Genomic DNA, 21876 nt, shown 5'->3' with positions numbered 1-21876 from the left:
GAAATGATCGAGTTTCGCCAAGTTACCAAACGCTATGACAGCGATCACACCGCTTTGCGCCAGGTGAATTTTCACCTGGACCGGGGGGAACTGGCGTTTCTGACCGGGCACTCCGGCGCGGGCAAAAGTACCCTGCTAAAGCTGATCATGGTCATGGAGCGGCCGACGGCCGGTGAGCTGATCGTCGGTGGCCAACGCCTGAATAGTTTGCCACGGCGCCAGATCCCCTACATCCGCCGACATATCGGCGTGGTGTTCCAGAATCACCAGCTACTGTTTGATCGCACTGTATTCGATAACGTCGCGATGCCATTGGAGGTGATGGGCGCCTCGCCCAATGACATCGGCCGTCGGGTGCGGGCGGCGTTGGATAAGGTGGGGCTGCTGAACAAGGAGAAAATGAACCCGCTGCAGTTATCCGGCGGTGAGCAACAACGTGTTGGCATTGCCAGGGCCGTGGTTAACAAACCGCCTGTGTTGTTGGCGGATGAGCCCACCGGTAACCTGGATCCGGAGCTGTCTGCAGATATCATGCATTTGTTTACCGAGTTCAGCCAGGTGGGCGTGACCGTACTGATTGCCACCCACGACATTGCCCTGATCAATGAGATGGGACGGCGAAAGCTGACCCTGGATCATGGCCAGCTGATCGCCGGTGGGCATGCCCCGGCAGCGGGAGGTGCCAGTGGCTACTGAACCCCGGCACAAGCAGGATAACCGGCGCGGGGCTGCCAATCGGGGGAAGTCTCCGGTGAACGCCCAGGCCCGTAGCTATCTGGAGCATCACCGGAAGGTGGCCCGGGATTCCGCCCGGCGTCTTTGGCAAACACCGGTGGCCAGTATGATGACCTGGACCGTGATGGGCGTGGCGCTCGCCTTGCCCGTCGCACTGTTGCTGCTGTTGGGCAGTTTGCAGGGCGTGAGTGCCGGCTGGGAGAGCAGTGCCAGGATCACTGCCTACCTGGCCATGGATGTCTCTTTGGAGCAAGCCGGGGAACTGGCGGAGGAGGTCCGGGGCGATGGCCGGGTCCTGTCGGTTCAGCTGGTGGATCGGGATCAGGCCCTGGAGGAGTTTCGCGCATCATCCGGCCTGGACGATGCCCTGGATTTTCTGGATGACAATCCGCTGCCCCATACCTTGTTGATCACCCCCCAGGACAGCGCCCGCTCCGCTGATGGCGTGCAGGCCCTGGTGCGGTTTGTTGATGGAATGGATGGCATTGAGCAGGTGCAGGTGGATCTTGGCTGGTTGCAGCGGCTCAATGCCATGACCGACATTCTGGCCCGGGCGGTATGGGCCCTGGCGCTGTTGCTTGGCTCGGCGGTCATTCTGGTGATTGGCAATACCGTGCGCCTGGCGATTGAAAACCGGCGGGATGAAATTCTGGTAGCCAAGCTGGTGGGCGGCACCGATGCCTTTGTCCGCCGGCCGTTTCTGTACACCGGGGCCTGGTTTGGCCTTGGAGGTGGGGTGGTTGCCTGGTTGTTGATCCAGCTCTCTTTGTGGTGGCTGAACGGGCCCATTGAGCGGCTGGCAGGCCTTTACCGCAGCGAATTCTCGCTGCAGGGGCCGGGCTTTGACGGTGCATTGGCATTGATTATCATCGCAATGCTGCTAGGCTGGCTAGGCGCTTGGCTCGCGGTAAAGCGCCATCTGGATGACATTGAGCCGGGTGATATTGCCGGAGGGTGATCCCGGTATCGGGAAAACCGTATTGAAGAGAGAGTTTGTTCTGGCGTAGCTTAAGGGTCAGAAAAGCCACGGTGGACTTTTCAGGTTGTTGTTTTGTAACGTTTTACTGGAAAGTTCGGGAACTAATCAAGTTCTTGGCGGTCTAAGCTTTAGTTGTTATATTTAATGGCTGTCAGGTTCGGAGGTTAATACATGGGTACGAGTTTACAGCTGGCTGACAGACTGGTTCCGGGTGCCAACCTTGAGTCTTATATTCAGGCGGCAAGTCGCATTCCGGTGCTTTCCGTGGATGAGGAGCGGGAGCTTGCTGAGCGCCTGCACTATGATGGCGATGTGGAAGCCGCCCGCCAGCTGGTGCTGTCGCACCTGCGATTTGTGATTCATATTGCCCGGAGCTATTCCGGCTACGGCCTGGCTCAGGCGGATTTGATCCAGGAAGGTAACGTGGGCCTGATGAAGGCCGTCAAGCGCTTCAATCCTGAGTATGGCGTGCGTCTGGTGTCGTTTGCGGTGCACTGGATAAAGGCCGAGATCCATGAGTTCATTCTGCGCAACTGGCGTATTGTGAAGGTCGCTACTACCAAGGCTCAGCGTAAGCTGTTCTTCAACCTTCGCAGTCAGAAGAAGAAGCTGGCTTGGCTGAACCACGATGAGTTGAATGCGGTCGCGAAGGATCTGGGGGTAGAGCCTCGGGTGGTGCGCGAGATGGAAGGCCGGCTGGCGTCCCACGACACTTCGTTCGAAGGGCCGATGGATGACGACGATGACAGCAGCTACCAGGCGCCTGCTTACTACCTGGAAGATCGTCGCAGTGATCCTGCGGTGCAGCTGGAGAACGCCGATTGGTCTGAAGATTCCAATGGCCGGTTGATGCAGGCGTTGTCGGCGCTGGATGAGCGCAGTCAGGATATTCTGCGTGAGCGCTGGCTGACGGATGGCAAGTCGACGCTGCATGAGCTGGCGGACAAGTATGGTGTGTCGGCGGAGCGGATTCGGCAGTTGGAGAAGAATGCCATGAAGAAGATCAAGGCGCAGATGATCGAAGCGGCTTGATTGGCGCCACCCTGCTTGGCTTGAAACGCCACCACCGTTCGCGGTTGGTGGCGTTTTTGTTTGTATACCTTATAGAATCCAGACATCCGGGCAGAAGCGGCTGGGTGGGTCTTTCCAAAACACGCTCCTTCGGCACATCCATGTGACGCTTGGGCTCCGCCATCCATGGCTCCGCACAGTTTTGGAAAGACCCACCCAGCCGCTTCTCCTACTTTTGGAGCGGGACCAGAAAAATGACGAGCAGACTTCCTCACATCGCCTTCCTCGGCATCGGCCTGATGGGCGCACCGATGACCCGTAACCTGCTAACGGCCGGTTACCCCATGACCCTATGGAACCGCACTGCGAGCAAGTGTGAGCCTTTTGCCGGCGAGGCAACGATTGCCGGGAGCCCGGCTGAGGCGGTCACCGGCGCCGATATTGTGATCACCATGCTGGAGAATGGCGCGGTGGTTGAGGACGTGCTGGTGGCTCAGGGCGCTCTGTCGGCGTTGAATTCCGGGGCGCTGGTGATTGATATGAGTTCGGTGCAGCCGTCGCTGGCGCGGCGGTTGGCTGGATTGGCGGCGGAGCGGGGTGCCGGGTTTGTGGATGCGCCGGTGTCGGGCGGTACTCTGGGAGCGGTTGAAGCCCGTTTGAGTATTATGGCCGGTGGGCCTGAGGCGGATGTGGCGCGGGCCCGGCCGGTGTTTGAGGTGTTGGGTAAGTGTACCCGCATCGGGCCGGTGGGGGCCGGGCAGTTGGCGAAGTTGGCGAATCAGGCGATTGTTGGGATTACCATTGGTGCGGTTTCCGAGGCGTTGTTGCTGGCGGCCAAGGGTGGGGCAGACCCGGCGGCGGTGCGGGAGGCGCTGATGGGTGGGTTTGCCGGTAGTCGGATTCTGGAGCTGCACGGGCAGCGGATGATTGACCGGGATTTTGCACCCGGTGCGCCGGCGCGGATTCAGTTGAAGGATATGCGGATGATTCTGGACGAGGCCCGGGCCGAGGGGCTGACATTGCCGTTGGCGCAGCAGACCCATAACGAGTATTTGTCACTGGTGGCGAATGGCCACAGTGATGTGGACCACAGTGGTCTGTTACTGGAGCTGGAGCACCTGAACGGCACTCTGTTGGGGTCGATGGGCCGTGGCCCGAAGGAAGACACTTCAAACTCAAAGAACTAAGGAGCGGACAATGCCACGGTTTGTTGCCAATCTGTCGATGTTGTTTACCGAGGTTCCGTTTCTGGAGCGCTTTTCCCGGGCGCGGGCCGCAGGGTTCACCGCGGTGGAGTACCTGTTTCCCTATGACTGGCCGGCAGAGCAGCTGGCGGAGCAGCTACGGGAGCAGGGCCTGACCCAGGTGTTGTTCAACCTGCCGCCGGGAGACTGGCAGGCCGGGGAGCGGGGCATTGCCTGTTTGCCGGACCGGGTTGAGGAGTTTCGTGCCGGGGTGGATCAGGGTATTACCTATGCGCGGGTGCTGGGCAACCGGCAGCTGAACTGCCTGGCAGGGTTGAAGCCGGCAGATCTGGATGGGCAGATCGCCTGGGAGACGCTGGTGGCGAACGTGCAGTATGCCGCTGATCGCTTTGCCGACGCGGGTCTGACCCTGTGCCTTGAGGCGATTAACAGCCGGGTGGATATGCCGGGGTTCATGCTGGACACCACGGGCAAGGTGATGGCATTGCTTGAAGAACTCGATGCCGACAATGTGCGGTTGCAGTATGACGTCTATCATATGCAGATTATGGAAGGCGATGTGATTCGTACCATGGAGTGTCTGCTACCGTGGATTGGCCACATCCAGTTTGCCGATAATCCGGGCCGGCATGAGCCCGGTAGCGGCGAGATTAACTTTTCGAATGTTTTCGCAGCGCTGGATCGAATGGGCTATCAGGGCTGGGTGAGTGCGGAATACCGGCCATCGTCGGTAACGGAGGACACTCTGAGCTGGTTCCGGTCGGCAAATTGACCGTCGTCATAGGCGACACCCTCTTACAAGATGGTAACTGGCTGGTTTCCGGAGTTCTTCGTACCCTAAGAGTTAATGTAATCCGCTATCAGGAGGAGCACCGGTGAAAGCGCTGGTAATCGAAGACGATCGGGATGTAGCAAATTATCTGCTGAAGGGACTGAGAGAATCCGACTTCGTGGTGGATCATGCGGCCGACGGCAAGGAAGGCATGATGATGGCGGCCAGTGAAGAGTATGACATCATGATTGTGGACCGCATGCTGCCTGGCATGGATGGCCTGTCCATCATCAAGACGGTGCGGGCAACGGGAAATCAAACTCCGGTACTTATCCTCAGCGCCCTGGGCGATGTGGATGACCGGGTAGAAGGGCTGCGTGGCGGCGGTGATGACTACCTCACCAAACCCTTTTCGTTTACCGAACTGCTGGCCCGTATCGAATCTCTGATTCGACGCAATCGCCAGGCGGCGGAAACGGAAACCGTGCTGAAGGTCGCCGATCTGGAGATGGACCTGCTGGCCAGGACTGTCAAGCGTGCCGGTCAGAACATTGATGTTCAGCCGCGGGAATTCCGTCTGCTGGAATATCTCATGCGTAACGCCGGCCAGGTGGTCACCCGGACCATGCTGCTGGAAAAAGTCTGGGACTATCACTTTGACCCCCAGACCAACGTGATTGACGTGCACATCAGCCGCCTGCGGGCCAAGATCGATAAGGAATTCGACACGCCCCTGCTGCAGACGGTTCGGGGTGCGGGATACATGCTGCGTGAAACTGCTTAGTCAGCTCAGGACATCCTCTTTTCAGCTGGCCCTACTGTACATGGTGGTGTTTGCCACATCGGTATTCCTGTTGCTGGCATTCATCTACTGGCGCACGGCCGGCTTCATGACCGCCCAGACCGATGAAACCATCGAAGCGGAAATCGCCGGTCTGGCGGAGCAGTACCGTGGGCGTGGCGTGAACGGACTGATCACCATCATCCGTGAGCGCGTCGCCCGGGACCCCAACGCCAAATCCATCTACCTGCTCACCACAGACGACTTCCTCAAGCTGGCCGGTAACATTGAAACGTGGCCAGGGGGCAGTCGCTCGTCGGACACCGGCTGGATCAACTTTACCCTGGATTCCTCAGTGGGCTGGCAAGGCCCGGAGCGGCTGGCCCGTGCCCGGATTTTCGAGGTCCAGGGCGGGTTGAAATTATTGGTGGGGCGGGATGTTGAAGAACTCACCAATCTCAAGCGGGTGATCGAAACCGCCATCAACTGGGGCATGGGCATCACCCTGGCACTGGCGTTACTGGGTGGCTTTTTGATGAGCCGTGGCACTACGCGCCGAATCGAAGTCATCAATAACACTTCCCGGCGAATCATGAATGGCCATCTGTCACTACGCATACCCACCCGCGGCACCGAGGACGATTTTGATCAGCTCGCCGAAAACCTGAACCAGATGCTCGACCGCATTGTTTACCTGATGGAAGGTATTCGCCATGTGTCAGACAGCATTGCCCACGACCTTCGCACCCCGCTGACGCGCCTGCGCAACCAGCTTGAGAACACCCTGATTGCCGTGGACAACGATGAGGCCCGGGAACAGGTGGGCAGGGCAGTGGCCGAGGCGGACCAGTTGCTGGCAACCTTCAACGCTCTGTTGCGGATTGCCCGGCTGGAAACCCGAGGGAATTCGGCGGACATGAAAGTGGTGTCCCTGGACGAGCTGGTCAGTGATGCCTGTGAATTGTACGAAGCCCTGGCGGAGGACAAGGAGCAAGCCTTCGCCCAGTCGCTGGAGCAAGGCGTGATGATCGAGGGTGATCGAGACCTGCTGTTCCAGATGATCAGCAACCTGATCGACAATGCGATCAAATACACACCGGAGCACGGTTCCATCCAGGTGGTGGTTCGCCGCGATGGCGCGGGCGCGGTGTTTGAGGTGCAGGACTCCGGTATCGGTATACCGGACGACGAGAAAAGCCAGGTGTTCCAGCGCTTCTATAGGGTGGGCAAGAGTCGGTCACTGCCAGGCAACGGCCTGGGATTGAGCCTGGTCAGTGCGGTAGCAGAAATTCACCAGGGCCAGATTTTGCTTAGTGATACCCATGAGGGAGAGGAGCCACCTGGCTTGACGGTCACCGTGCAGATGCCCGCCTATACCGGGGTCCGCAAGCGGATCAAGGCAACACCGGCCGAACAGGCAGAGGAGACCCAGAACGATAGGTCGTCCTCTACCGAAACCAGTAGCGCCTGAGTCTTACTGACTGGCGCGAAAACGGTTAACCACCGGGCTGATCAGTGCACCAGCGCGGGCTTCGACCAGGCCGCTGATGTGCTCGAACTGAGAGCGGCGACGGTCCACTTTGGCCTGAATGCTGTCCCATTCCCCTTCCAGATGCTTCTGCTCAGCCATCAGAAAGGCCGCGATGTTGTGGCGATTCAGTTTGCTGGTGATGCCCAGACTGTCCAGGCGAAAGCCCAGGCTATCGACACCTTCCAGAGCCAGGTTCATCAGTTTTTTGGTGTTCATGGATTTGTCTCCAAACGAAAAGTCAGTGTTGATTACCTCGCACGCTATCTCCGGCGCCTAGAGTGTACAACCTAATTTCAGCCGATCAGCCAGGTTTCAGCCTTGCAAAAAGGTAATTCCGTGGCCACCGCCGGGTAATGCCCGCTCTGTAGAATGGAAATTGTAGATGCAGAAGCAGGTAGAAAGTTGCTTGCTTCTCCCTCCAGCACAGCGCTAGCCTTATACCCCGTGACCCACGGGGTTTTTTTATGCCCTGAATTTTCTGTTTAACCCGGAATCCCTGATCTGATGAGCAAGACCGAAGGTTCGACGGCTCCAAGACCGCGCTATATCACACCGGACGGCGAGCAGGCGTTACGGGAGGAGTTGCAGTACCTGTGGAAAGTGAAGCGCCCCGAAGTCACCCAAGCCGTGCGCGAGGCTGCCGCCTTGGGGGATCGCTCTGAGAATGCCGAATACATCTATGGCAAAAAGCAGCTACGGGAAATCGATCGGCGGGTAAGGTTCCTGAGCAAGCGCCTGGATGAACTTACCGTGGTCGACCGGCTGCCGGACGATCAAAGCCGGGTATTTTTCGGGGCCTGGGTCACCATCGAGGACGATGACGGTGAAGAACAGACCTACAGGTTGGTGGGTGCGGATGAATTTGACCTCGCCAAGGGCTATCTGAGCATCAATGCCCCGCTTGCCAGGGCATTGATCGGCAAGCATCTGGACGATGAGGTCTCCGTGAAAACGCCGGAGGGCTGGAAGACGGTGGTCATCACCGGGATTCGGTATCAGCCGGCAGGTACTGGCAAGTGAAAATCGTCACAGAATCGTCTTTTGGTTGAGCAAAGCGTCACCAATGGCGATAGACTGATCAAAAATTGTCACCCGAAAGGGCAATGGAAGATCAATCAGGGTTGATGCGATGAATTCGTCAGAGTCTCACACCGGTTCAAAATGGGCAGGCCCGGTCGCCATGGCTACCGTTGTGCTATCGCTGGGGCTGATGTCTGTCAGCGCTCAGGGTCAAAGCGCTAACAACACAGCACCGGTGTTTGAACTGGAACAGCGTTCCACCATTGATACCATTCCTTTCCGCTCCATCGAAGAGGAAACCCTGGCCAATACGGTCATCGAGGGCGGGCTCGAAGCGCCGGCGGCCGGAGTTCCGGTGCAAACCGCCAGTGACGACGACTTCTATCTTGATCCTCTGGCATTGCAGCCCAGAGACAGCCGTACCGATCTCGGGCGCTCCGAAATTCCGGTGGATATCCGGTTCAGCAATCCCAAGCTCATCCCGGGCCAGACCCACAGCAACACCTACTCGATCCGGCCACCGGAGAATCGCACCTACGATACTCTGAACGTCAATATGACCGGGCGCTGATTCCCCCGGCGCCACTTCGAACCTGTTCAGGCCACTGCTGCGTTCGGGGTGGCCGTCTTACCAAGTACGTCCTCGTAAAAGAAGGTCAGCGCCTGGGTGGCCTGGTTAAGCCTCGCCCGAGATACGCGGATTTTGTTGCTCAGATAATCCAGAAACAGCAGTTGATCTTCTGCCGCCAGATGAGCCGGGTCTTTTAGATCGTGAAACAGCACAAAACGGCTGATCCAGTGCAGGTAGGTTTGTTCGGCCCGCTGATTCAGCTGGCGTTTGCGGATGGCGGCCTGTACATCGCCGACCATACCGGGCCGTGACTGCTCGAGCGCCTGGGTAATATCCATGGTGTGTACTCTTCGGAAAGCTTGTTGTTGTTATGTTGCGCGCATCATATGACAAACGTTTGAACGGCGCAAAACCGAAGGCGGTATTTTCCTGCGGTTGAGGGCTGCACGCGCCAAAGGGGCGGGCACAGCCCAGGGGGTATTACTTCAGTGAGTCGAGCTTATCGATGTACTGCTGCATAGCCTGATCGCTGGAGGTGCCTTTCAGCTTCTCCCAGGCGTCGTATTTGGCGCGGCCCACGAAATCCATCATGCCCGGGCGCTTGCCGGACACGTCGCCTGCGGTGGCTTGCTTGTACAGGGCATAAAACTCAAGCTTCATCTCGTTGGACGGTTTGAAATCGCCCTCGGCGGTCTGGATATAGTTTACCGCTTCATCAAACTTCGCCTTCAGGTCACTCATGGTGTGTCTCCTTGGTGTAAATGGTTGTCTCCTCGAAGGATATCGCGAGTATAGCCTTGGCCGGCAGTGCCGTCATTGACTGAAACTGCATTCGGTCCGGCAACAGGGCTATCTGGCAAAAGTTTGCCCGACAGCACAGTTTGGGCCATTGCTGGCCAGTTTTTGCTTGAGAATGCCAGATCACCTGTGTACAGTTTGACGCGTTGTCTGCCAGGACGGCAGGCATCAAGGACTGAACAACACTGCAAATGAATTGCACAGGGAGCACGCCATGTCTGCCAAAGACGGTTCCGTCGCGCCGAAAGAGCGCATCAATATCAAGTATGTCCCCGCCACCGGCGACCAGCAGGCTGAAACCGAGCTGCCGCTGAAGATGTTTGTGGTTGGCGATTTCAAGGGCCATGCTGAAGAAACCCCCATCGAAGACCGCAAAGCCATTTCCGTTGACAAGAACAACTTCCGTTCTGTCATGAAGGAAGCCGGTCTGACTTTGTCTACGTCGGTCTCCAACAAGCTCGAAGAGAATGCCGATGACCTGCCGGTCAATCTGGAATTCCAGGGTTTGGACGACTTTTCTCCGGACAGCATTGCCCGCCAGGTACCCGAGCTGAAAAAACTGATCGAGCTGCGTGAAGCCCTGGTTGCCCTCAAGGGCCCGCTGGGCAACGTGCCTTCGTTCCGTTCCAAGCTGCAGGAGCTGCTGGACAACGACAGCGCCCGGGAAAAACTGCTGGCCGAGCTCGAACTGGCCACCGAAGGCGGCGAGTAAGCGCACCACCGGAACCCGGTAACCAACACCGATTATCAATCACGTACTGAAGGGATGTGGTATGTCTGATACTGCTGTGCAGCAATCTGCTGCCTCCGAATCCGTAGCAGAAGGGTCCTTGCTGGACCAGGTCATGGCCAATAGCCGTATGGCGCCGGCCGACGAAGGTTACGATGTTGCCCGTAAAGGGGTAGCGACGTTTATCGCCAACCTGCTGAAAAGCGACGAAAAAGGCCAGCCGGTCAACAAGGCCCTTGTGGACCAGATGGTGGTCGAGCTGGACCGCAAGATCAGTGCCCAGATGGATGAAATCCTGCACGCCCCCAAGTTGCAGGAACTGGAATCGTCCTGGCGCGGCCTGAAACTGATGGTCGACCGCACTGAATTCCGAGAGAACATCAAAGTCGACATCCTGCACGCCACCAAGCAGGAGTTGCTGGAAGACTTCGAGTTTGCACCGGATGTTACCCAGACCGGCTTCTACAAGCACATCTATGCCGCAGAATACGGCCAGTTCGGTGGTGAGCCGGTGGGTGCCATTGTCGGCAACTACGCCTTCAGTCCATCAACGCCAGACATGAAGCTGCTGCAGTACGTGTCCTCTGTAGGCGCCATGTCCCACGCGCCGTTCCTGTCTTCGGTGGCGCCGTCGTTCTTTGGTGTCGACAGCTACCAGGAACTGCCGGCCATCAAGGAGCTCAGTGCCGTCTTCGAAGGCCCGAAATACGCCAAGTGGCGCTCCCTGCGGGAATCCGAAGACGCCCGTTACCTGGGCCTGACCGCGCCGCGCTTCCTGCTGCGTGTGCCCTATGACCCAACCGAGAACCCGGTGCGCAGCTTCAACTACAAAGAAGAAGTCTCCGGCGACCACGAGCACTACCTATGGGGCAACACCGCCTATCTTTTGGCTACCCGCCTGACCGAGAGCTTCGCCAAGTACCGCTGGTGCCCGAACATCATCGGCCCGCAAAGCGGTGGTGCCGTGGAAGACCTGCCGGTGCACACCTTTGAGTCCTTCGGCCAGCTGGAAGCCAAGATTCCCACCGAAGTGCTGATCACCGACCGCCGGGAATACGAACTGGCGGAAGAAGGCTTCATCGCCCTGACCATGCGCAAGGGCAGCGACAACGCCGCGTTCTTCTCCGCCAACTCGGTGCAGAAGCCCAAGCAGTTCCCGAACACCAAAGAAGGCAAGGAAGCGGAAACCAACTACAAGTTGGGTGCCCAACTGCCGTACATGATGATCGTGAACCGCCTGGCCCACTACATCAAAGTGCTGCAGCGCGAACAGATCGGCTCCTGGAAAGAACGCCAGGATCTGGAGCGGGAACTGAACACCTGGATTCGCCAGTACGTGGCCGACCAGGAAAACCCGCCCGCCGAAGTCCGCAGCCGCCGCCCGTTGCGTGCCGCCAAGGTGGAAGTGTCGGAAGTGGAGGGCGATCCGGGCTGGTACCAGGTCTCCCTGGCCGTGCGCCCGCACTTCAAGTACATGGGTGCCAACTTCGAACTCTCGCTGGTCGGCCGCCTGGACAAGGATTAATCCATGTTCGGCGCCACTGGCACTGACGGCGTTCGCAATACTGGCAGCCTGTTTGAACGGCTCGAACAGGCCGCCGCCCCTGCGGGGCAGGGCATGGGTGAAGTGACCCATGTGGTGGAATCCATCAAGCGCCACCTGGTGCGCCTGCTGAATGCCCACCCGGGCAACAGCGCCAGCGTACCAGACCTGGGATTGCTGGATTTCAACGATGCCACCCTGGGTACTCAGGATTTGAGTATCCAGATTCGCGGGGCGATTCGTCAGTGCATCGAGAAGTTTGAGCCGCGGGTCAAGCGGGTGGATGTGGTGGCGTTGCCGCCGGGCCCGGACCCGCTGCAGTTGAAGTTTCAGGTGACCGTTTACCTGCAGGTAGCCGGTGCTGATGACCGGACGACCATTGATCTGGTCCTCGATGATAAGCGCTATTACCGGGTGCTGTAAGACTTGGTGGGGACTTGGACTTTGGGCGGACACTGGAGTTGGGAGGGGGCGGGGATGCTTTTCTTCTGGGAAAAAACAACTCGCTTCGCTCAGACATCTTTTTTCCCGGCAGAAAAGCATCCCCACCCCCTCCGTCAAACCTGAGTGTTTGCGGTCCGGAATTTTCGAAGGCAGGTATGAGAGTCAGGGTGAGGGTGGTCCTTCCAAAAGTGTGCGGAGCCAGGGATGGCGGAGCCCAAGCGTCCCATGGACGGGCTTGAAGCGTCTTTTGGAAGGACCACCCTCATCCTGGCTCGGAGCCCGACAAAAAGCAGTCAAGGTGCAGTAAAGATGAAGTTGAACAGGTTCTACAGGGATGAGTTGAGCTTTCTGCGGTTGCAAGGCAGGGAATTTGCCGAGGCACATCCGCAGCTTACCCGCTTTTTGTCCGAACAAAGCACCGACCCGGATGTGGAACGGCTGCTCGAAGGCTTTGCCTTCCTGACCGGCAAATTGCGGGAAAAGGTTGAGGACGAGTTTCCAGAGCTGACCCATTCCCTGCTGAACATGCTATGGCCCAACTACCTGCGGCCGGTGCCCAGTTGCACCATCATGCGCTTTGACCCGCAATTGCACGCCATCAGCGAGCGGCAAACCGTTGAGCGCCATACCGAAATCAAGAGCCGACCCCTGGGCGAAGCCAGCCGCCAGACCCAGTGCCGGTTCCGTACCTGCCGGGCGGTCGATATCTTCCCGGTCAGCGTGGCCGATGCCCACGCCGAGCATTCCCGGGAAGTGTCTTCGGTCACCGTCGACCTGGGACTGCACACAGACCAGCCGTTGAATGCCCTGGGTCTGGACAGCCTGCGGTTCTATCTGGGCGGCGATAACCACACCGCCGAAACCCTGTACCTGTGGCTGAACCACTACCTCACCCGCATGGAGCTGGTGGTGGGCGACAATGTATACAACCTGCCGTCGTCGCTGTTGCAGCCGGTGGGTTTTGCCGCCGATGAGGCGATTTTGCCGTATCCGAAGAACGCCTACGCCGGGTACCGCATTATCCAGGAATACCTGAGCTTTCCCGAGGCCTTCCGGTTTATCGACATCGCCGGCCTCAAGTCCCGGTTGCCGGCGGTGCAGGCCGATGAGATCAGCTTGCGTTTTCATTTCAGCCGTATTCTGCCGCCCGATGTTCGGGTCACTCGGGACTCCCTGCAGCTGTACTGCACCCCGGCGGTCAACCTGTTCAGCCACGAAGGCGAGCCGGTAGATCTGAACGGCCGGCAGACCGAGTACCGTATTTCCCCGTCCAGCCGCTGCCCAGAGCACTTTGAAGTGTTCAGCATCGAACAGGTGGAAGGCTGGCTTGAAGGGCGTTCCGGCCGGGGGGAACCTCGGCTGTACACCGCGTTCGAGAGTTTCCAGCACGAGGTGGAGCGGGACCGTGGCCGCACGGCGCTGTATTACCGGGTGCGGACCCGTGAAAGCGTGCGCGGTGATGGCTTTGATCACTACATCTCGTTTGTCCGGGGCGACGAGTCCGAGTGCATGAACCGCCAGGAAGCGGTGTCGCTGACGCTGACCTGCACCAACCGGCAACTGCCCCAGCAGCTGGCCGTGGGTGAGATCTGCATGGCCACCGAGACCACCCCGGCGTTTGCCTCGTTCAGCAACATTACCCGGCCCACGGCCACGCTGCGGCCAACGCTGGACGGCAGCCTGTTGTGGACGCTGATTTCCAATCTGTCCCTGAACTACCTGTCCATGCTGGATGTGGATGCCCTGCGCACCGTGCTGCGGGTATACGACTTTCGAGCGCTGGTCGACCGACAGGCCGAGCGGGTGTCCCAGAAACGGTTGGCGGGCATCAGTGAGATCACCACTCAGCCGGTGGACCGCATGGTTCGTGGCTTGCCGGTGCGTGGCATTCGTTCGGTGCTGAAGCTGGATCAGCAGAATTTCGGCAGCGAAGGGGATCTGTACCTGTTCGGAACGGTACTGAGCCAGTTTTTTGCGCTTTACGCGAGTATCAATGCCTTTCACCAGCTGGAAGTGGTGAATACAGACAATCAGGAACGGTACACATGGACGTTACAGCAAGGTCAGCAGCCGCTGATGTAGCCGGGCTGGAACCTGTCCTCGGCAACGCGCGGCGTTACAGTTTTTTCCAGTTGGTGGATCTGATTCACCGGCACCATGGCGACGATCTGGAAAACTCCGGTAGCGGCGAGCCCCGCCAGGAGCGTATCCGGTTTTCGGCCTCGGCCGGTCTGGGCTTTCCGGGTAGCGATGTGGTCTCGGCCCTGTCGCCGGAACACGAGCACGCGCCTTACCAGATGGAAGTGAGCTTTCTCGGCCTGCACGGCTCCCAGTCGCCGTTGCCGGGCTACTACCTGGAGGACCTGGCCTGGGAAGCAGGCCAGAACCTGGGAGTGCGCCGTCACTTTCTGGACTTTTTCAACCACCGGTTGGTCACCCTGTTCCACCGGGCCTGGCGCAAGTACCGGTACTACGTGCGGTTCCAGCCCGGCGCCAGCGACGGGTTTTCCGAGCTGGTGTTTTCCCTGGTCGGTCTGGGTGACAGCCGCTTGCGGGAAGCCACACCGGTCAACTGGTCCAAGATGCTGGCCTACGCAGGCCAGATGGCGGGCCGCAGCCGGTCGCCGGAAGTGGTCAGTGGCATTGTCGCACACTGTTTCGACCTGGAAGACGTCAGCATCGAGCAGTGGGTGTTGCGCAAGGTGGCCATCGGGCAAGACCAGCAAACGCGGTTGGGCCAGGCCAATGCCAGCCTGGGCCAGGACACCCTGGTTGGCTCCAGCATCCGGGATCGCAGCGGCAAGTTCATCCTGCGCCTGCGCAACCTTAGCCGGCAGCGCTTTGCGGATTTCCTGCCCAACGGCCGGGACCATGAGCGCCTGGTGAAGCTGGTGGAATTCACCACCCGGGAGCAGCTGGCCTACGACCTGGAGCTGCAAATGCGGCCCAAGGATATCCGGCCCATGCAGCTGGGTGAGGATGTGCGCCTGGGCTGGAATTCCTTTGTGACACCGGACCGGGCCCGTGAACGCCCGGCGGTGCGCATCCAGATACGACGATAAGGCAAGGAGCCAGACAGGTGTCAAACCGGACAGCAGCATTAACCCTGGTGATCATCAACCCGACCGAAACCGGCGGTGGTGCCAGCATTGAACACAGTTTTGGTACCGGTGGCGGGTCGATTGGCACGGCGGCCAACGACACCTGGCGGTTGTCGCCCCATCGCACCGGCGCCGTAGCCGGCCATGCCGAGGTTCGCTTCCTGGATGGTGGCTTCTGCCTGATTGACCGCAGTGGCCGCACCTACATCAACAGCAGCAGCCAGCCTGTGGGCCGGGGCCGCAGGGCGCGGCTGAATCATGGTGACACCCTGACCATCGGCCGTTACCGGATGCGGGCAGAGCTGAACGGTGATGCGGTTGACCGCTCAGAGCTGGAAGAAGGCTCCGGGCAGGACCGGCAGCTGGTGGATGTGGAGGAAGATTCACTGTTGCGGGCAGAAACCGGTCAGAGGATGCCGGATGGCCGGGAACCCCTCGAGGGACTGCACACGCCGGCCGGTGAGCCGGTCAGCGACGACCCGCTGGCGCCATGGAAGGAAATGGCCGGTCAGCCTGCGGAAGAAGCCCCGGAGCTGTTGGCCAGTGACCAGTCCTGGTTTGCCCGTTCGGCCGAGGTCAGCGATGAATACCGGGAAAACCGGGATGTGGCCATGGGCCTGCCAATGAACCGTAACGCCCGCAAGCACGGGCACGACACACAGGAGCGACAGGGAATGTCAGAGTTCAGGGAACACAGCCGGGAAACCAAAGACACCAGCCGGCAACACATCAGCGGTGCCCCCCTGATGCGAGGTATGGAAGCCGACATCGATTTTGCCGACAGCGATGAAATGCGGTTGTTCCTGGAGGAAGCCGGCCAGACCCTGAAAGCCACGGTCGAAGGCCTGCTGGCCCTGCATCAGGGTGAAGATTCGCGGCACCGTGCCCTGCGCACCCGTCTGCAGCCGATTGAAGACAACCCGTTGCGCCTGGGTGACGACTACACCGGCACCATGCAGACCCTGTTTGCCGCCGAGCGCAGCCCGGTGCACCTGTCTGCCCCAGCTGCGGTTCGGGAAAGCCTGGAGAGCCTGAATCACCACCAACAGGCCACTCGCGAAGCCATTCGGGAAGCCCTGGAAGCCATTCTTTATGCCTTCTCACCGGAGGCCCTGTTGCGCCGGTTCCACGGTTACCGCCGTGGCCTGCAAGACAACGAAGACGAAGGCCGTTGGGCCTGGAACATGTACCAACACTATTACCAGGAACTCAGATCCAGTCGTCAGCAGGGATTTGAACGCCTCTTCGAGGAGGTGTTCGACCAGGCCTACGACCAACACTTGCGCCAATTACAGAGGGAGAGCCTTTCATGAAGTACTGCAAATGGAGCTGGCTGGCTATTGTCATGCTGATGGTGGGGTGCAGCACCCCGTACAACGCGGTAACCAAAACCGCCAAGGTGTTGTGGGACCCCGATATTCCCGTGGGCTATCCGGAAGAGCTGCCCAGCAAGGTGGCGCTGACCATGCTGGCAGAGCCGGATGTGAACCCCAACGAATCCCTGGCGCCCACGCCGATTGCCTATCAGATCATCGAGCTGCGGGACAGCTCCCTGCTGATGGCCGGCGACTTTGACCAGCTGTTGAACGATCTGGAAAAGTCCCTGGGCCGAAACTACGTGGACCACAGCGATTACACCCTGGTGCCGGGCCAGTTCAAGTACGTGGCGCCGTTCGAGATCAGCAAGGACACCCGGTTTATCGGCGTTATCGCTTTCTATGCTTACCCGAACCTGTCCCAGTGGAAAAAGGTCATCCGGGTGGATCCGGTAGGTGATACCTACCACCTGCTGGTCAACCTGCGTGAGCGGGAAGTACAACTCAGACGTTCGGAAGATACCTGATGGCAGCTACCAATCGAGTCGTCTGGAGTGACGGGCTGTTTATCAAGCCCCAGCACTTCCAGCAGCAGCAACGATATCTGGAACACCAGATCAACGAGCGGGCGCTGGCGGTCTCGGACTACCTGTATGGCTTCAGTGACCTGGAGCTGAACGCCGAGTACCTGAGCTTTGGCCGGGTTGGCCTGGTGCGGGCTTCCGGACTGTTTCCGGATGGTACCCGGTTCAATCTGCCCCAGGACGATGTGATGCCGGAGCCCCTGGAAATCACCGATGCGTCGGTGGCCAATCAGGTGGTGTATCTGGCGCTGCCCCTGGGCAGCGATACCCTGGCGGAAGTGGAGTGGCCGGATGCCCCGGTAGCAGGGCGTTTTCGTGCCCAGACCGTGGAAATCCGGGATCTGCATTCCATTGATGGCGACGCCCACAGCATCGATGTGGGCCGGGTTGCGCCGCGCCTGATGCTGGAGCGGGACGATCGCAGTGCCTATGCCTCGGTGGCCATCGGCCGGATCCTGGAAAAACGCCCGGATGGCAGCCTGGTGATGGACCCCAACTTCCTGCCCACCATGCTCAGCGTGCGCTCGGCCCCGCGCTTGCAGCGGTTCGTCGGCGAAATGGCTGGCTTGATGCAGGAGCGGGCCCGCAACATCGCCGAGCGCGTAGGTGCGCCAGGGCAGGGCGGTGTGGCGGATGTGTCTGACTTCATGCTGCTGCAGATGCTGAACCGGGCGCACCCGAAATTCATGCACCTGGCCCGGCTGCGCCAGCTGCATCCCGAGCGCCTGTACGAGGCTCTGCTTGAGCTGTGTGGCGAGTTGGTGACCTTTACCGACGAAAGCCGGCTGCCCAAGGAATTCACCCCCTATGACCACGACCTGCCGGAAGCCTGCTTCAGCCCGCTGATGCAAGTGCTGCGACAGGCCCTGAGCACCGTGCTGGAACCGAGAGCCCTGTCGATCACGCTGCAGCAGCGCCAGTACGGGCTGACGGTGGCACCGGTGCAGGATGGACAGATCATCAAGGATGCCGAATTCATCCTGGCGGTGAAGGCCGACATGCCGCTGGACGACCTGCGCAAGCAGTTCACCCAGCAGTGCAAAGTGGCGTCGGTGGAGAAGATTCGCGACCTCATCAGCCTGCAGCTGCCGGGTATTCCGTTGTCGGCTCTGCCGGTGGCGCCGCGCCAACTGCCGTACCACGCCGGCTTTGTCTACTTCCGGCTGGACGACCAGAGCCAAGCCTGGCAAATGCTCGACAACGCCAGTGGCTTTGCCTTCCACGTGGCCGGCAGCTTCCCCGGGCTGGAAATGCAATTCTGGGCAATCAGGAGCTAAACCATGGCAGATGCACCGGTAATGGACAGACCAGACAACACCAGGGATTCGGGTGACAGTGCATTCAGTGACCTTCTGTTTGCGGACGCCGGCAACAGTGGCTCCCGAACCGAATTCGACAACGCCGGCTTCCAGCTGCGAGGGCTGGAAGAAAACCGCCTGATCGACGCCGCCACGCCACTGCTGGGCCTGGTGATCCGAGTACGCCGGCTGGCGGATTTCCGGGACGTGGAAAACCTGTACCAGCAAGTGGTCGACGAAGTGGCGGCCATTGACCGGGAGCTGATCGAGCAGGGCTATGAGCGCCCGACGGTGGTGGCCTATCGCTACGTGCTCTGCGCCTTCATTGATGAAGCGGTGCTGGGCACCGATTGGGGCGCCCATAGTGTGTGGTCCCAGCACTCCCTGCTGTCCCGCTTCCACAATGAAACCTGGGGTGGGGAAAAGGTATTCGCCATCCTCGCCCGCATGGAGAAAGAGCCGGCCCGCTACCGCGATATGCTGGGCTTCATCTACCTGTGCCTGTGCCTGGGTTTTGAAGGCCGTTACAAGGTCATGGAGAACGGCCGGGATGAGTACGACCGGATTGTTCGCGGCCTCTATGAGCAACTCCGTGAACTGCGCGCCGACCGGGACCCGCAGCCGCTGGCCGACGCCACGGAGAACGTAGCTCCGGCCCGCAACCGGCTGCGCAGCGGCCTGCCCCTGTGGGGTATTGGCGGCCTGTTTATTGCCGCCATGGCGGGCATTTACCACTTGTACAACGTCGCGCTGAACGAACGCATCAGGGATGTGCTCAGCGTACTGGACCAACTACCGAAATAAGGATATCACTGTGATTCGGGTAGAACTGCCGGCGCTGATCGGGCGCCTTAACGACATTTCACGCCAGGCCCTGGAAGCCTCCGCCGCCCTGTGCATCAGCCGCCAGGGCGCCGAGATTACCCCGGCCCATTTGCTGTTCAAACTGCTGGAAACGCCGTTCTCTGACGTACGCCAGATTCTGGAACACACCGGTATCAATCATCAGCAACTGCAGCCATTGGTGGGCGACAGCCTGAACGGCGAGCCGCAGACCGCCGAGCCTTATCCCTCGTTCTCGCCTTTGCTGGTGGAACTGATGCAGGACGCCTGGCTGCTGGCCTCCACCGAGCTGGGCCACACCGAACTGCGTTCCGGCGCCGTATTCCTGGCCCTGCTGATGAACGCCGACCGCTACCTGATGCCCCGGGTGGCCCAGACCCTGGTAGACATCAACCGGGAACAGTTGCGCAAACAATTCGACCGCCTCACGGAAGGTTCCGTCGAACGCCCGCAGTTGACGGAAAACGGCTCTGCCAAGCCTGTGGCGGATACCGACATGGACCCGCTCAAGCGTTACGCCACCGACTTCACCAAGCTGGCCCGGGAAGAAAAGCTGGACCCGGTGGTGTGCCGGGATGCAGAAATCGACCAGATGATCGACATCCTCTGCCGCCGCCGCAAGAACAACCCGATTGTGGTGGGTGATGCCGGCGTGGGCAAAAGCGCTCTGGTGGAAGGTTTGGCCCTGCGCATCGTCAACGGTGACGTACCGGACCGCCTGAAAACCGTTGAACTCTGGACCCTGGACATGGGCGCCCTGCAGGCCGGTGCCTCGGTCAAAGGCGAATTCGAGAAGCGCCTGAAGGGCGTGATCGAAGCCGTTAAAGGTTCTGTTACGCCAATCATCCTGTTCATCGACGAAGCCCACACCCTGATCGGTGCCGGCAACAGCGAAGGCGGCTCCGACGCCGCCAACCTGTTGAAGCCAGCGCTGGCCCGGGGCGAGCTGCGCACCATCGCTGCCACCACCTGGCGCGAATACAAGAAATATTTCGAGAAAGACCCGGCCTTGAGCCGCCGCTTCCAGCCGGTCGCCCTGGACGAGCCGACCCCGGGCGAAGCCGTCCACATACTCCGTGGCCTGCGTACTGTCTACGAAAAAGCCCATCAGGTACTGGTCGCCGACAGCGCCCTGAAAGCCGCCTCGGAAATGTCTGCCCGTTACCTCGCCGGCCGCCAATTACCGGACAAAGCCATCGACGTACTGGACACCGCCTGCGCCAGGGTCAGCCTGAACCTGAGCACACCTCCGCGCCGTCTCAGCCACGTGCGCAGCGAGTTGCACCAACTGGCCATGGAACAGGACCTGCTGAGCCGGGAACATACCCTGGGCCAGAGCGTTGACGCCGAGCGGGAACAGGAACTTGAACAACGCATCGCCGACCTGACCGCCGAAGCCGAAGCCCTGGAGCAAAGCTGGAACGACCAGCGCGACCTGGTGGCCCGGCTGGTCGACATCCGCGAACAGCTGTTGCTGGGTGATGTCGAAGCCGAAATCGCCGCTGTTGAGTTGGCCGAGAGCGATCACGAAGAACGCCCGGACCTGAAAAGCGAAGCCGCCGCCATCGAACAGGAACTGGCCGAGCTGCAAGCTGATGAACCCCTGGTCCATGCCCGCGTCGACGCTCGCCAGGTCGCCGAAGTCATCGCCGACTGGACCGGCATTCCTGTCAATCGCATGACCACCGACGAACTGGAGAAAATCACCCACTTGCCGGCGTACCTGCAGGCCCACATCAAAGGCCAGGACACCGCCATCGACTGCCTGCACCAGCACCTGCTCACCGCCCGCGCCGACCTGCGCCGCCCCGGCCGCCCCATGGGCGCCTTCCTGCTGGTGGGCCCGAGTGGTGTTGGTAAAACCGAAACCGTGGTGCAACTGGCCGAACTGCTTTACGGCGGCCGCCAGTTCCTCACCACCATCAACATGTCCGAATACCAGGAGAAGCACACCGTCTCCCGCCTGATCGGCTCACCCCCAGGCTATGTGGGCTTTGGCGAAGGCGGCATCCTCACCGAAGCCATCCGCCAGAAGCCCTATTCCGTGGTCCTGCTCGACGAAGTCGAAAAAGCCCACCCGGAAGTCCTAAACCTGTTCTACCAGGCCTTTGACAAAGGCGAGCTGGCGGACGGCGAAGGCCGGTTGATCGACTGCAAAAACGTCGTCTTCTTCCTCACCTCCAACCTCGGCTACCAGACCATCGCCAACCACGCCGAAGCACCGGAAAAGATCGAAGAAGCCCTGTACCCGGAACTGGCCAACTTCTTCAAGCCGGCATTGCTGGCGCGAATGGAAGTGGTGCCCTACCTGCCGCTGGGTGAAGACACCCTCAACCGCATCGTCGGCGACAAACTCCAGCGCCTGGCCGACCAGATCAAAGCCCGTTACCACACCGACGTGGAACTGGAAAACGGCCTGGTAGAAGCCATCCGCAGCCGCGCCACCCGCAGTGAAAACGGTGCAAGGATGCTGGAGTCGATCATCGAAGGCGAACTATTGCCACCGGTGTCCCTGGCGCTGCTGGAAAAACTGGCGGCAAGGGAGCCGGTGACCAAGGTCACCTTGGGTGTCGAAGAAAGCCGGTTCACAGGAACAGTCGCGTAGGCTGACTTA

At 59.9% G+C, this 21876-nt stretch carries 22 protein-coding genes; 19 read left to right on the top strand and 3 right to left on the bottom strand.

The features are described from left to right. Positions 1-3: 3 nt before the first annotated feature. From ftsE to ACNSOI_RS18675, 7 genes are all read left to right on the top strand, one after another. Positions 4-696 carry a cell division ATP-binding protein FtsE gene (ftsE, locus tag ACNSOI_RS18705; RefSeq protein ID WP_058090759.1) on the top strand — a complete coding sequence of 231 codons (693 nt, stop codon included), beginning with the start codon at positions 4-6 and terminating at the stop codon, positions 694-696. Continuing rightward, on the top strand, positions 686-1693 hold the full coding sequence (gene ftsX / locus ACNSOI_RS18700; protein WP_106696117.1) for a permease-like cell division protein FtsX: 1008 nt from the start codon (positions 686-688) through the stop codon (positions 1691-1693). The genes ftsE and ftsX overlap by 11 nt, the downstream gene beginning before the upstream one ends. Before the next feature lie 192 nt (positions 1694-1885). After that, entirely contained in the window at positions 1886-2746 is an 861-nt protein-coding gene (rpoH, locus tag ACNSOI_RS18695; protein ID WP_058090758.1) for an RNA polymerase sigma factor RpoH, read from the top strand. A 233-nt stretch (positions 2747-2979) separates the two neighbouring features. After that, positions 2980-3912 (top strand): NAD(P)-dependent oxidoreductase, encoded by a 933-nt coding sequence (locus ACNSOI_RS18690; protein ID WP_420194773.1) that lies wholly within the window; start codon positions 2980-2982, stop codon positions 3910-3912. A 10-nt stretch (positions 3913-3922) separates the two neighbouring features. Beyond that, complete coding sequence (gene hyi / locus ACNSOI_RS18685) at positions 3923-4702, top strand: hydroxypyruvate isomerase (protein WP_420194772.1); 780 nt, start codon at positions 3923-3925, stop codon at positions 4700-4702. A 103-nt stretch (positions 4703-4805) separates the two neighbouring features. Then, a complete protein-coding gene (locus ACNSOI_RS18680; RefSeq protein WP_011787144.1) occupies positions 4806-5486 on the top strand; it encodes a response regulator transcription factor in 681 nt (226 codons plus the stop codon). After that, positions 5473-6954 carry a HAMP domain-containing sensor histidine kinase gene (locus ACNSOI_RS18675; protein WP_058090755.1) on the top strand — a complete coding sequence of 494 codons (1482 nt, stop codon included), beginning with the start codon at positions 5473-5475 and terminating at the stop codon, positions 6952-6954. The genes ACNSOI_RS18680 and ACNSOI_RS18675 overlap by 14 nt, the downstream gene beginning before the upstream one ends. 3 nt (positions 6955-6957) lie before the next feature. Here ACNSOI_RS18675 and ACNSOI_RS18670 read toward each other — a convergent pair whose 3' ends face one another. Continuing rightward, positions 6958-7230: a hypothetical protein gene (locus ACNSOI_RS18670; protein WP_058090754.1), complete on the bottom strand. Its 273-nt coding sequence runs from the start codon at positions 7228-7230 to the stop codon at positions 6958-6960. 288 nt (positions 7231-7518) lie between these two features. Between ACNSOI_RS18670 and greB the strand changes: the two genes are divergently transcribed. Continuing rightward, the gene (greB, locus tag ACNSOI_RS18665; protein WP_286921376.1) at positions 7519-8034 is read left to right on the top strand and encodes a transcription elongation factor GreB; all 516 of its coding nucleotides are present in this window, start codon (positions 7519-7521) and stop codon (positions 8032-8034) included. 190 nt (positions 8035-8224) lie between these two features. Then, positions 8225-8605 (top strand): hypothetical protein, encoded by a 381-nt coding sequence (locus ACNSOI_RS18660; RefSeq protein ID WP_286255733.1) that lies wholly within the window; start codon positions 8225-8227, stop codon positions 8603-8605. 26 nt (positions 8606-8631) lie between these two features. Here ACNSOI_RS18660 and ACNSOI_RS18655 read toward each other — a convergent pair whose 3' ends face one another. Next, entirely contained in the window at positions 8632-8943 is a 312-nt protein-coding gene (locus ACNSOI_RS18655; RefSeq protein ID WP_061331940.1) for a site-specific integrase, read from the bottom strand. A 142-nt stretch (positions 8944-9085) separates the two neighbouring features. After that, entirely contained in the window at positions 9086-9346 is a 261-nt protein-coding gene (locus tag ACNSOI_RS18650) for an acyl-CoA-binding protein (RefSeq protein ID WP_058090750.1), read from the bottom strand. A gap of 271 nt (positions 9347-9617) precedes the next feature. On the opposite strand from ACNSOI_RS18650, the gene tssB reads away from it, so the two are divergent. The 10 genes from tssB to tssH all read left to right on the top strand — a co-directional run bounded on the left by tssB (position 9618) and on the right by tssH (position 21867). Further along, positions 9618-10115 carry a type VI secretion system contractile sheath small subunit gene (tssB, locus tag ACNSOI_RS18645; protein WP_058090748.1) on the top strand — a complete coding sequence of 166 codons (498 nt, stop codon included), beginning with the start codon at positions 9618-9620 and terminating at the stop codon, positions 10113-10115. Between the two features lie 61 nt (positions 10116-10176). Continuing rightward, positions 10177-11658, top strand: a complete 1482-nt coding sequence (gene tssC, locus ACNSOI_RS18640; RefSeq protein ID WP_420194771.1) for a type VI secretion system contractile sheath large subunit — start codon at positions 10177-10179, stop codon at positions 11656-11658. Between the two features lie 3 nt (positions 11659-11661). Continuing rightward, entirely contained in the window at positions 11662-12099 is a 438-nt protein-coding gene (gene tssE / locus ACNSOI_RS18635) for a type VI secretion system baseplate subunit TssE (RefSeq protein WP_061331938.1), read from the top strand. 330 nt (positions 12100-12429) lie between these two features. Then, positions 12430-14202, top strand: coding sequence for a type VI secretion system baseplate subunit TssF (gene tssF / locus ACNSOI_RS18630; RefSeq protein WP_152439378.1), 1773 nt, complete (start codon positions 12430-12432; stop codon positions 14200-14202). After that, the gene (gene tssG, locus ACNSOI_RS18625; protein WP_061331936.1) at positions 14166-15182 is read left to right on the top strand and encodes a type VI secretion system baseplate subunit TssG; all 1017 of its coding nucleotides are present in this window, start codon (positions 14166-14168) and stop codon (positions 15180-15182) included. Before tssF ends, tssG begins: the two co-directional genes overlap by 37 nt. Positions 15183-15199: 17 nt before the next feature. After that, positions 15200-16534: a type VI secretion system-associated FHA domain protein TagH gene (gene tagH / locus ACNSOI_RS18620; protein WP_420194770.1), complete on the top strand. Its 1335-nt coding sequence runs from the start codon at positions 15200-15202 to the stop codon at positions 16532-16534. Beyond that, positions 16531-17064 (top strand): type VI secretion system lipoprotein TssJ, encoded by a 534-nt coding sequence (gene tssJ, locus ACNSOI_RS18615; protein WP_420194769.1) that lies wholly within the window; start codon positions 16531-16533, stop codon positions 17062-17064. Before tagH ends, tssJ begins: the two co-directional genes overlap by 4 nt. Further along, entirely contained in the window at positions 17064-18398 is a 1335-nt protein-coding gene (tssK, locus tag ACNSOI_RS18610; RefSeq protein WP_061331933.1) for a type VI secretion system baseplate subunit TssK, read from the top strand. The genes tssJ and tssK overlap by 1 nt, the downstream gene beginning before the upstream one ends. Before the next feature lie 3 nt (positions 18399-18401). Beyond that, on the top strand, positions 18402-19223 hold the full coding sequence (icmH, locus tag ACNSOI_RS18605) for a type IVB secretion system protein IcmH/DotU (RefSeq protein WP_058090740.1): 822 nt from the start codon (positions 18402-18404) through the stop codon (positions 19221-19223). Beyond that, complete coding sequence (gene tssH / locus ACNSOI_RS18600) at positions 19189-21867, top strand: type VI secretion system ATPase TssH (RefSeq protein ID WP_420194768.1); 2679 nt, start codon at positions 19189-19191, stop codon at positions 21865-21867. The genes icmH and tssH overlap by 35 nt, the downstream gene beginning before the upstream one ends. Positions 21868-21876: the final 9 nt, after the last annotated feature.

Origin of the sequence: Marinobacter sp. GH_1 (assembly GCF_048595985.1) — a bacterium.
GTDB lineage: Bacteria > Pseudomonadota > Gammaproteobacteria > Pseudomonadales > Oleiphilaceae > Marinobacter > Marinobacter shengliensis.
Note: the sequence above shows the minus strand (reverse complement) of the source record. Positions and strands in the feature narration are given on the sequence as shown.

What these genes read in the sequence shown, in the direction of transcription:
- tssG (WP_061331936.1), top strand. Translation starts at nt 14,166, where the DNA reads ATGGACGTTACAGCAAGGTCAGCAGCCGCTGATGTAGCCGGGCTGGAA.
- tssK (WP_061331933.1), top strand. Translation starts at nt 17,064, where the DNA reads ATGGCAGCTACCAATCGAGTCGTCTGGAGTGACGGGCTGTTTATCAAG.
- icmH (WP_058090740.1), top strand. Translation starts at nt 18,402, where the DNA reads ATGGCAGATGCACCGGTAATGGACAGACCAGACAACACCAGGGATTCG.
- tssH (WP_420194768.1), top strand. Translation starts at nt 19,189, where the DNA reads ATGTGCTCAGCGTACTGGACCAACTACCGAAATAAGGATATCACTGTG.
- ACNSOI_RS18670 (WP_058090754.1), bottom strand. Translation starts at nt 7,230, where the DNA reads ATGAACACCAAAAAACTGATGAACCTGGCTCTGGAAGGTGTCGATAGC.
- tssC (WP_420194771.1), top strand. Translation starts at nt 10,177, where the DNA reads ATGTCTGATACTGCTGTGCAGCAATCTGCTGCCTCCGAATCCGTAGCA.
- tssE (WP_061331938.1), top strand. Translation starts at nt 11,662, where the DNA reads ATGTTCGGCGCCACTGGCACTGACGGCGTTCGCAATACTGGCAGCCTG.
- ACNSOI_RS18655 (WP_061331940.1), bottom strand. Translation starts at nt 8,943, where the DNA reads ATGGATATTACCCAGGCGCTCGAGCAGTCACGGCCCGGTATGGTCGGC.
- greB (WP_286921376.1), top strand. Translation starts at nt 7,519, where the DNA reads ATGAGCAAGACCGAAGGTTCGACGGCTCCAAGACCGCGCTATATCACA.
- hyi (WP_420194772.1), top strand. Translation starts at nt 3,923, where the DNA reads ATGCCACGGTTTGTTGCCAATCTGTCGATGTTGTTTACCGAGGTTCCG.
- ACNSOI_RS18690 (WP_420194773.1), top strand. Translation starts at nt 2,980, where the DNA reads ATGACGAGCAGACTTCCTCACATCGCCTTCCTCGGCATCGGCCTGATG.
- rpoH (WP_058090758.1), top strand. Translation starts at nt 1,886, where the DNA reads ATGGGTACGAGTTTACAGCTGGCTGACAGACTGGTTCCGGGTGCCAAC.
- ACNSOI_RS18650 (WP_058090750.1), bottom strand. Translation starts at nt 9,346, where the DNA reads ATGAGTGACCTGAAGGCGAAGTTTGATGAAGCGGTAAACTATATCCAG.
- tssF (WP_152439378.1), top strand. Translation starts at nt 12,430, where the DNA reads ATGAAGTTGAACAGGTTCTACAGGGATGAGTTGAGCTTTCTGCGGTTG.
- tssJ (WP_420194769.1), top strand. Translation starts at nt 16,531, where the DNA reads ATGAAGTACTGCAAATGGAGCTGGCTGGCTATTGTCATGCTGATGGTG.
- ACNSOI_RS18660 (WP_286255733.1), top strand. Translation starts at nt 8,225, where the DNA reads ATGTCTGTCAGCGCTCAGGGTCAAAGCGCTAACAACACAGCACCGGTG.
- tssB (WP_058090748.1), top strand. Translation starts at nt 9,618, where the DNA reads ATGTCTGCCAAAGACGGTTCCGTCGCGCCGAAAGAGCGCATCAATATC.
- ftsE (WP_058090759.1), top strand. Translation starts at nt 4, where the DNA reads ATGATCGAGTTTCGCCAAGTTACCAAACGCTATGACAGCGATCACACC.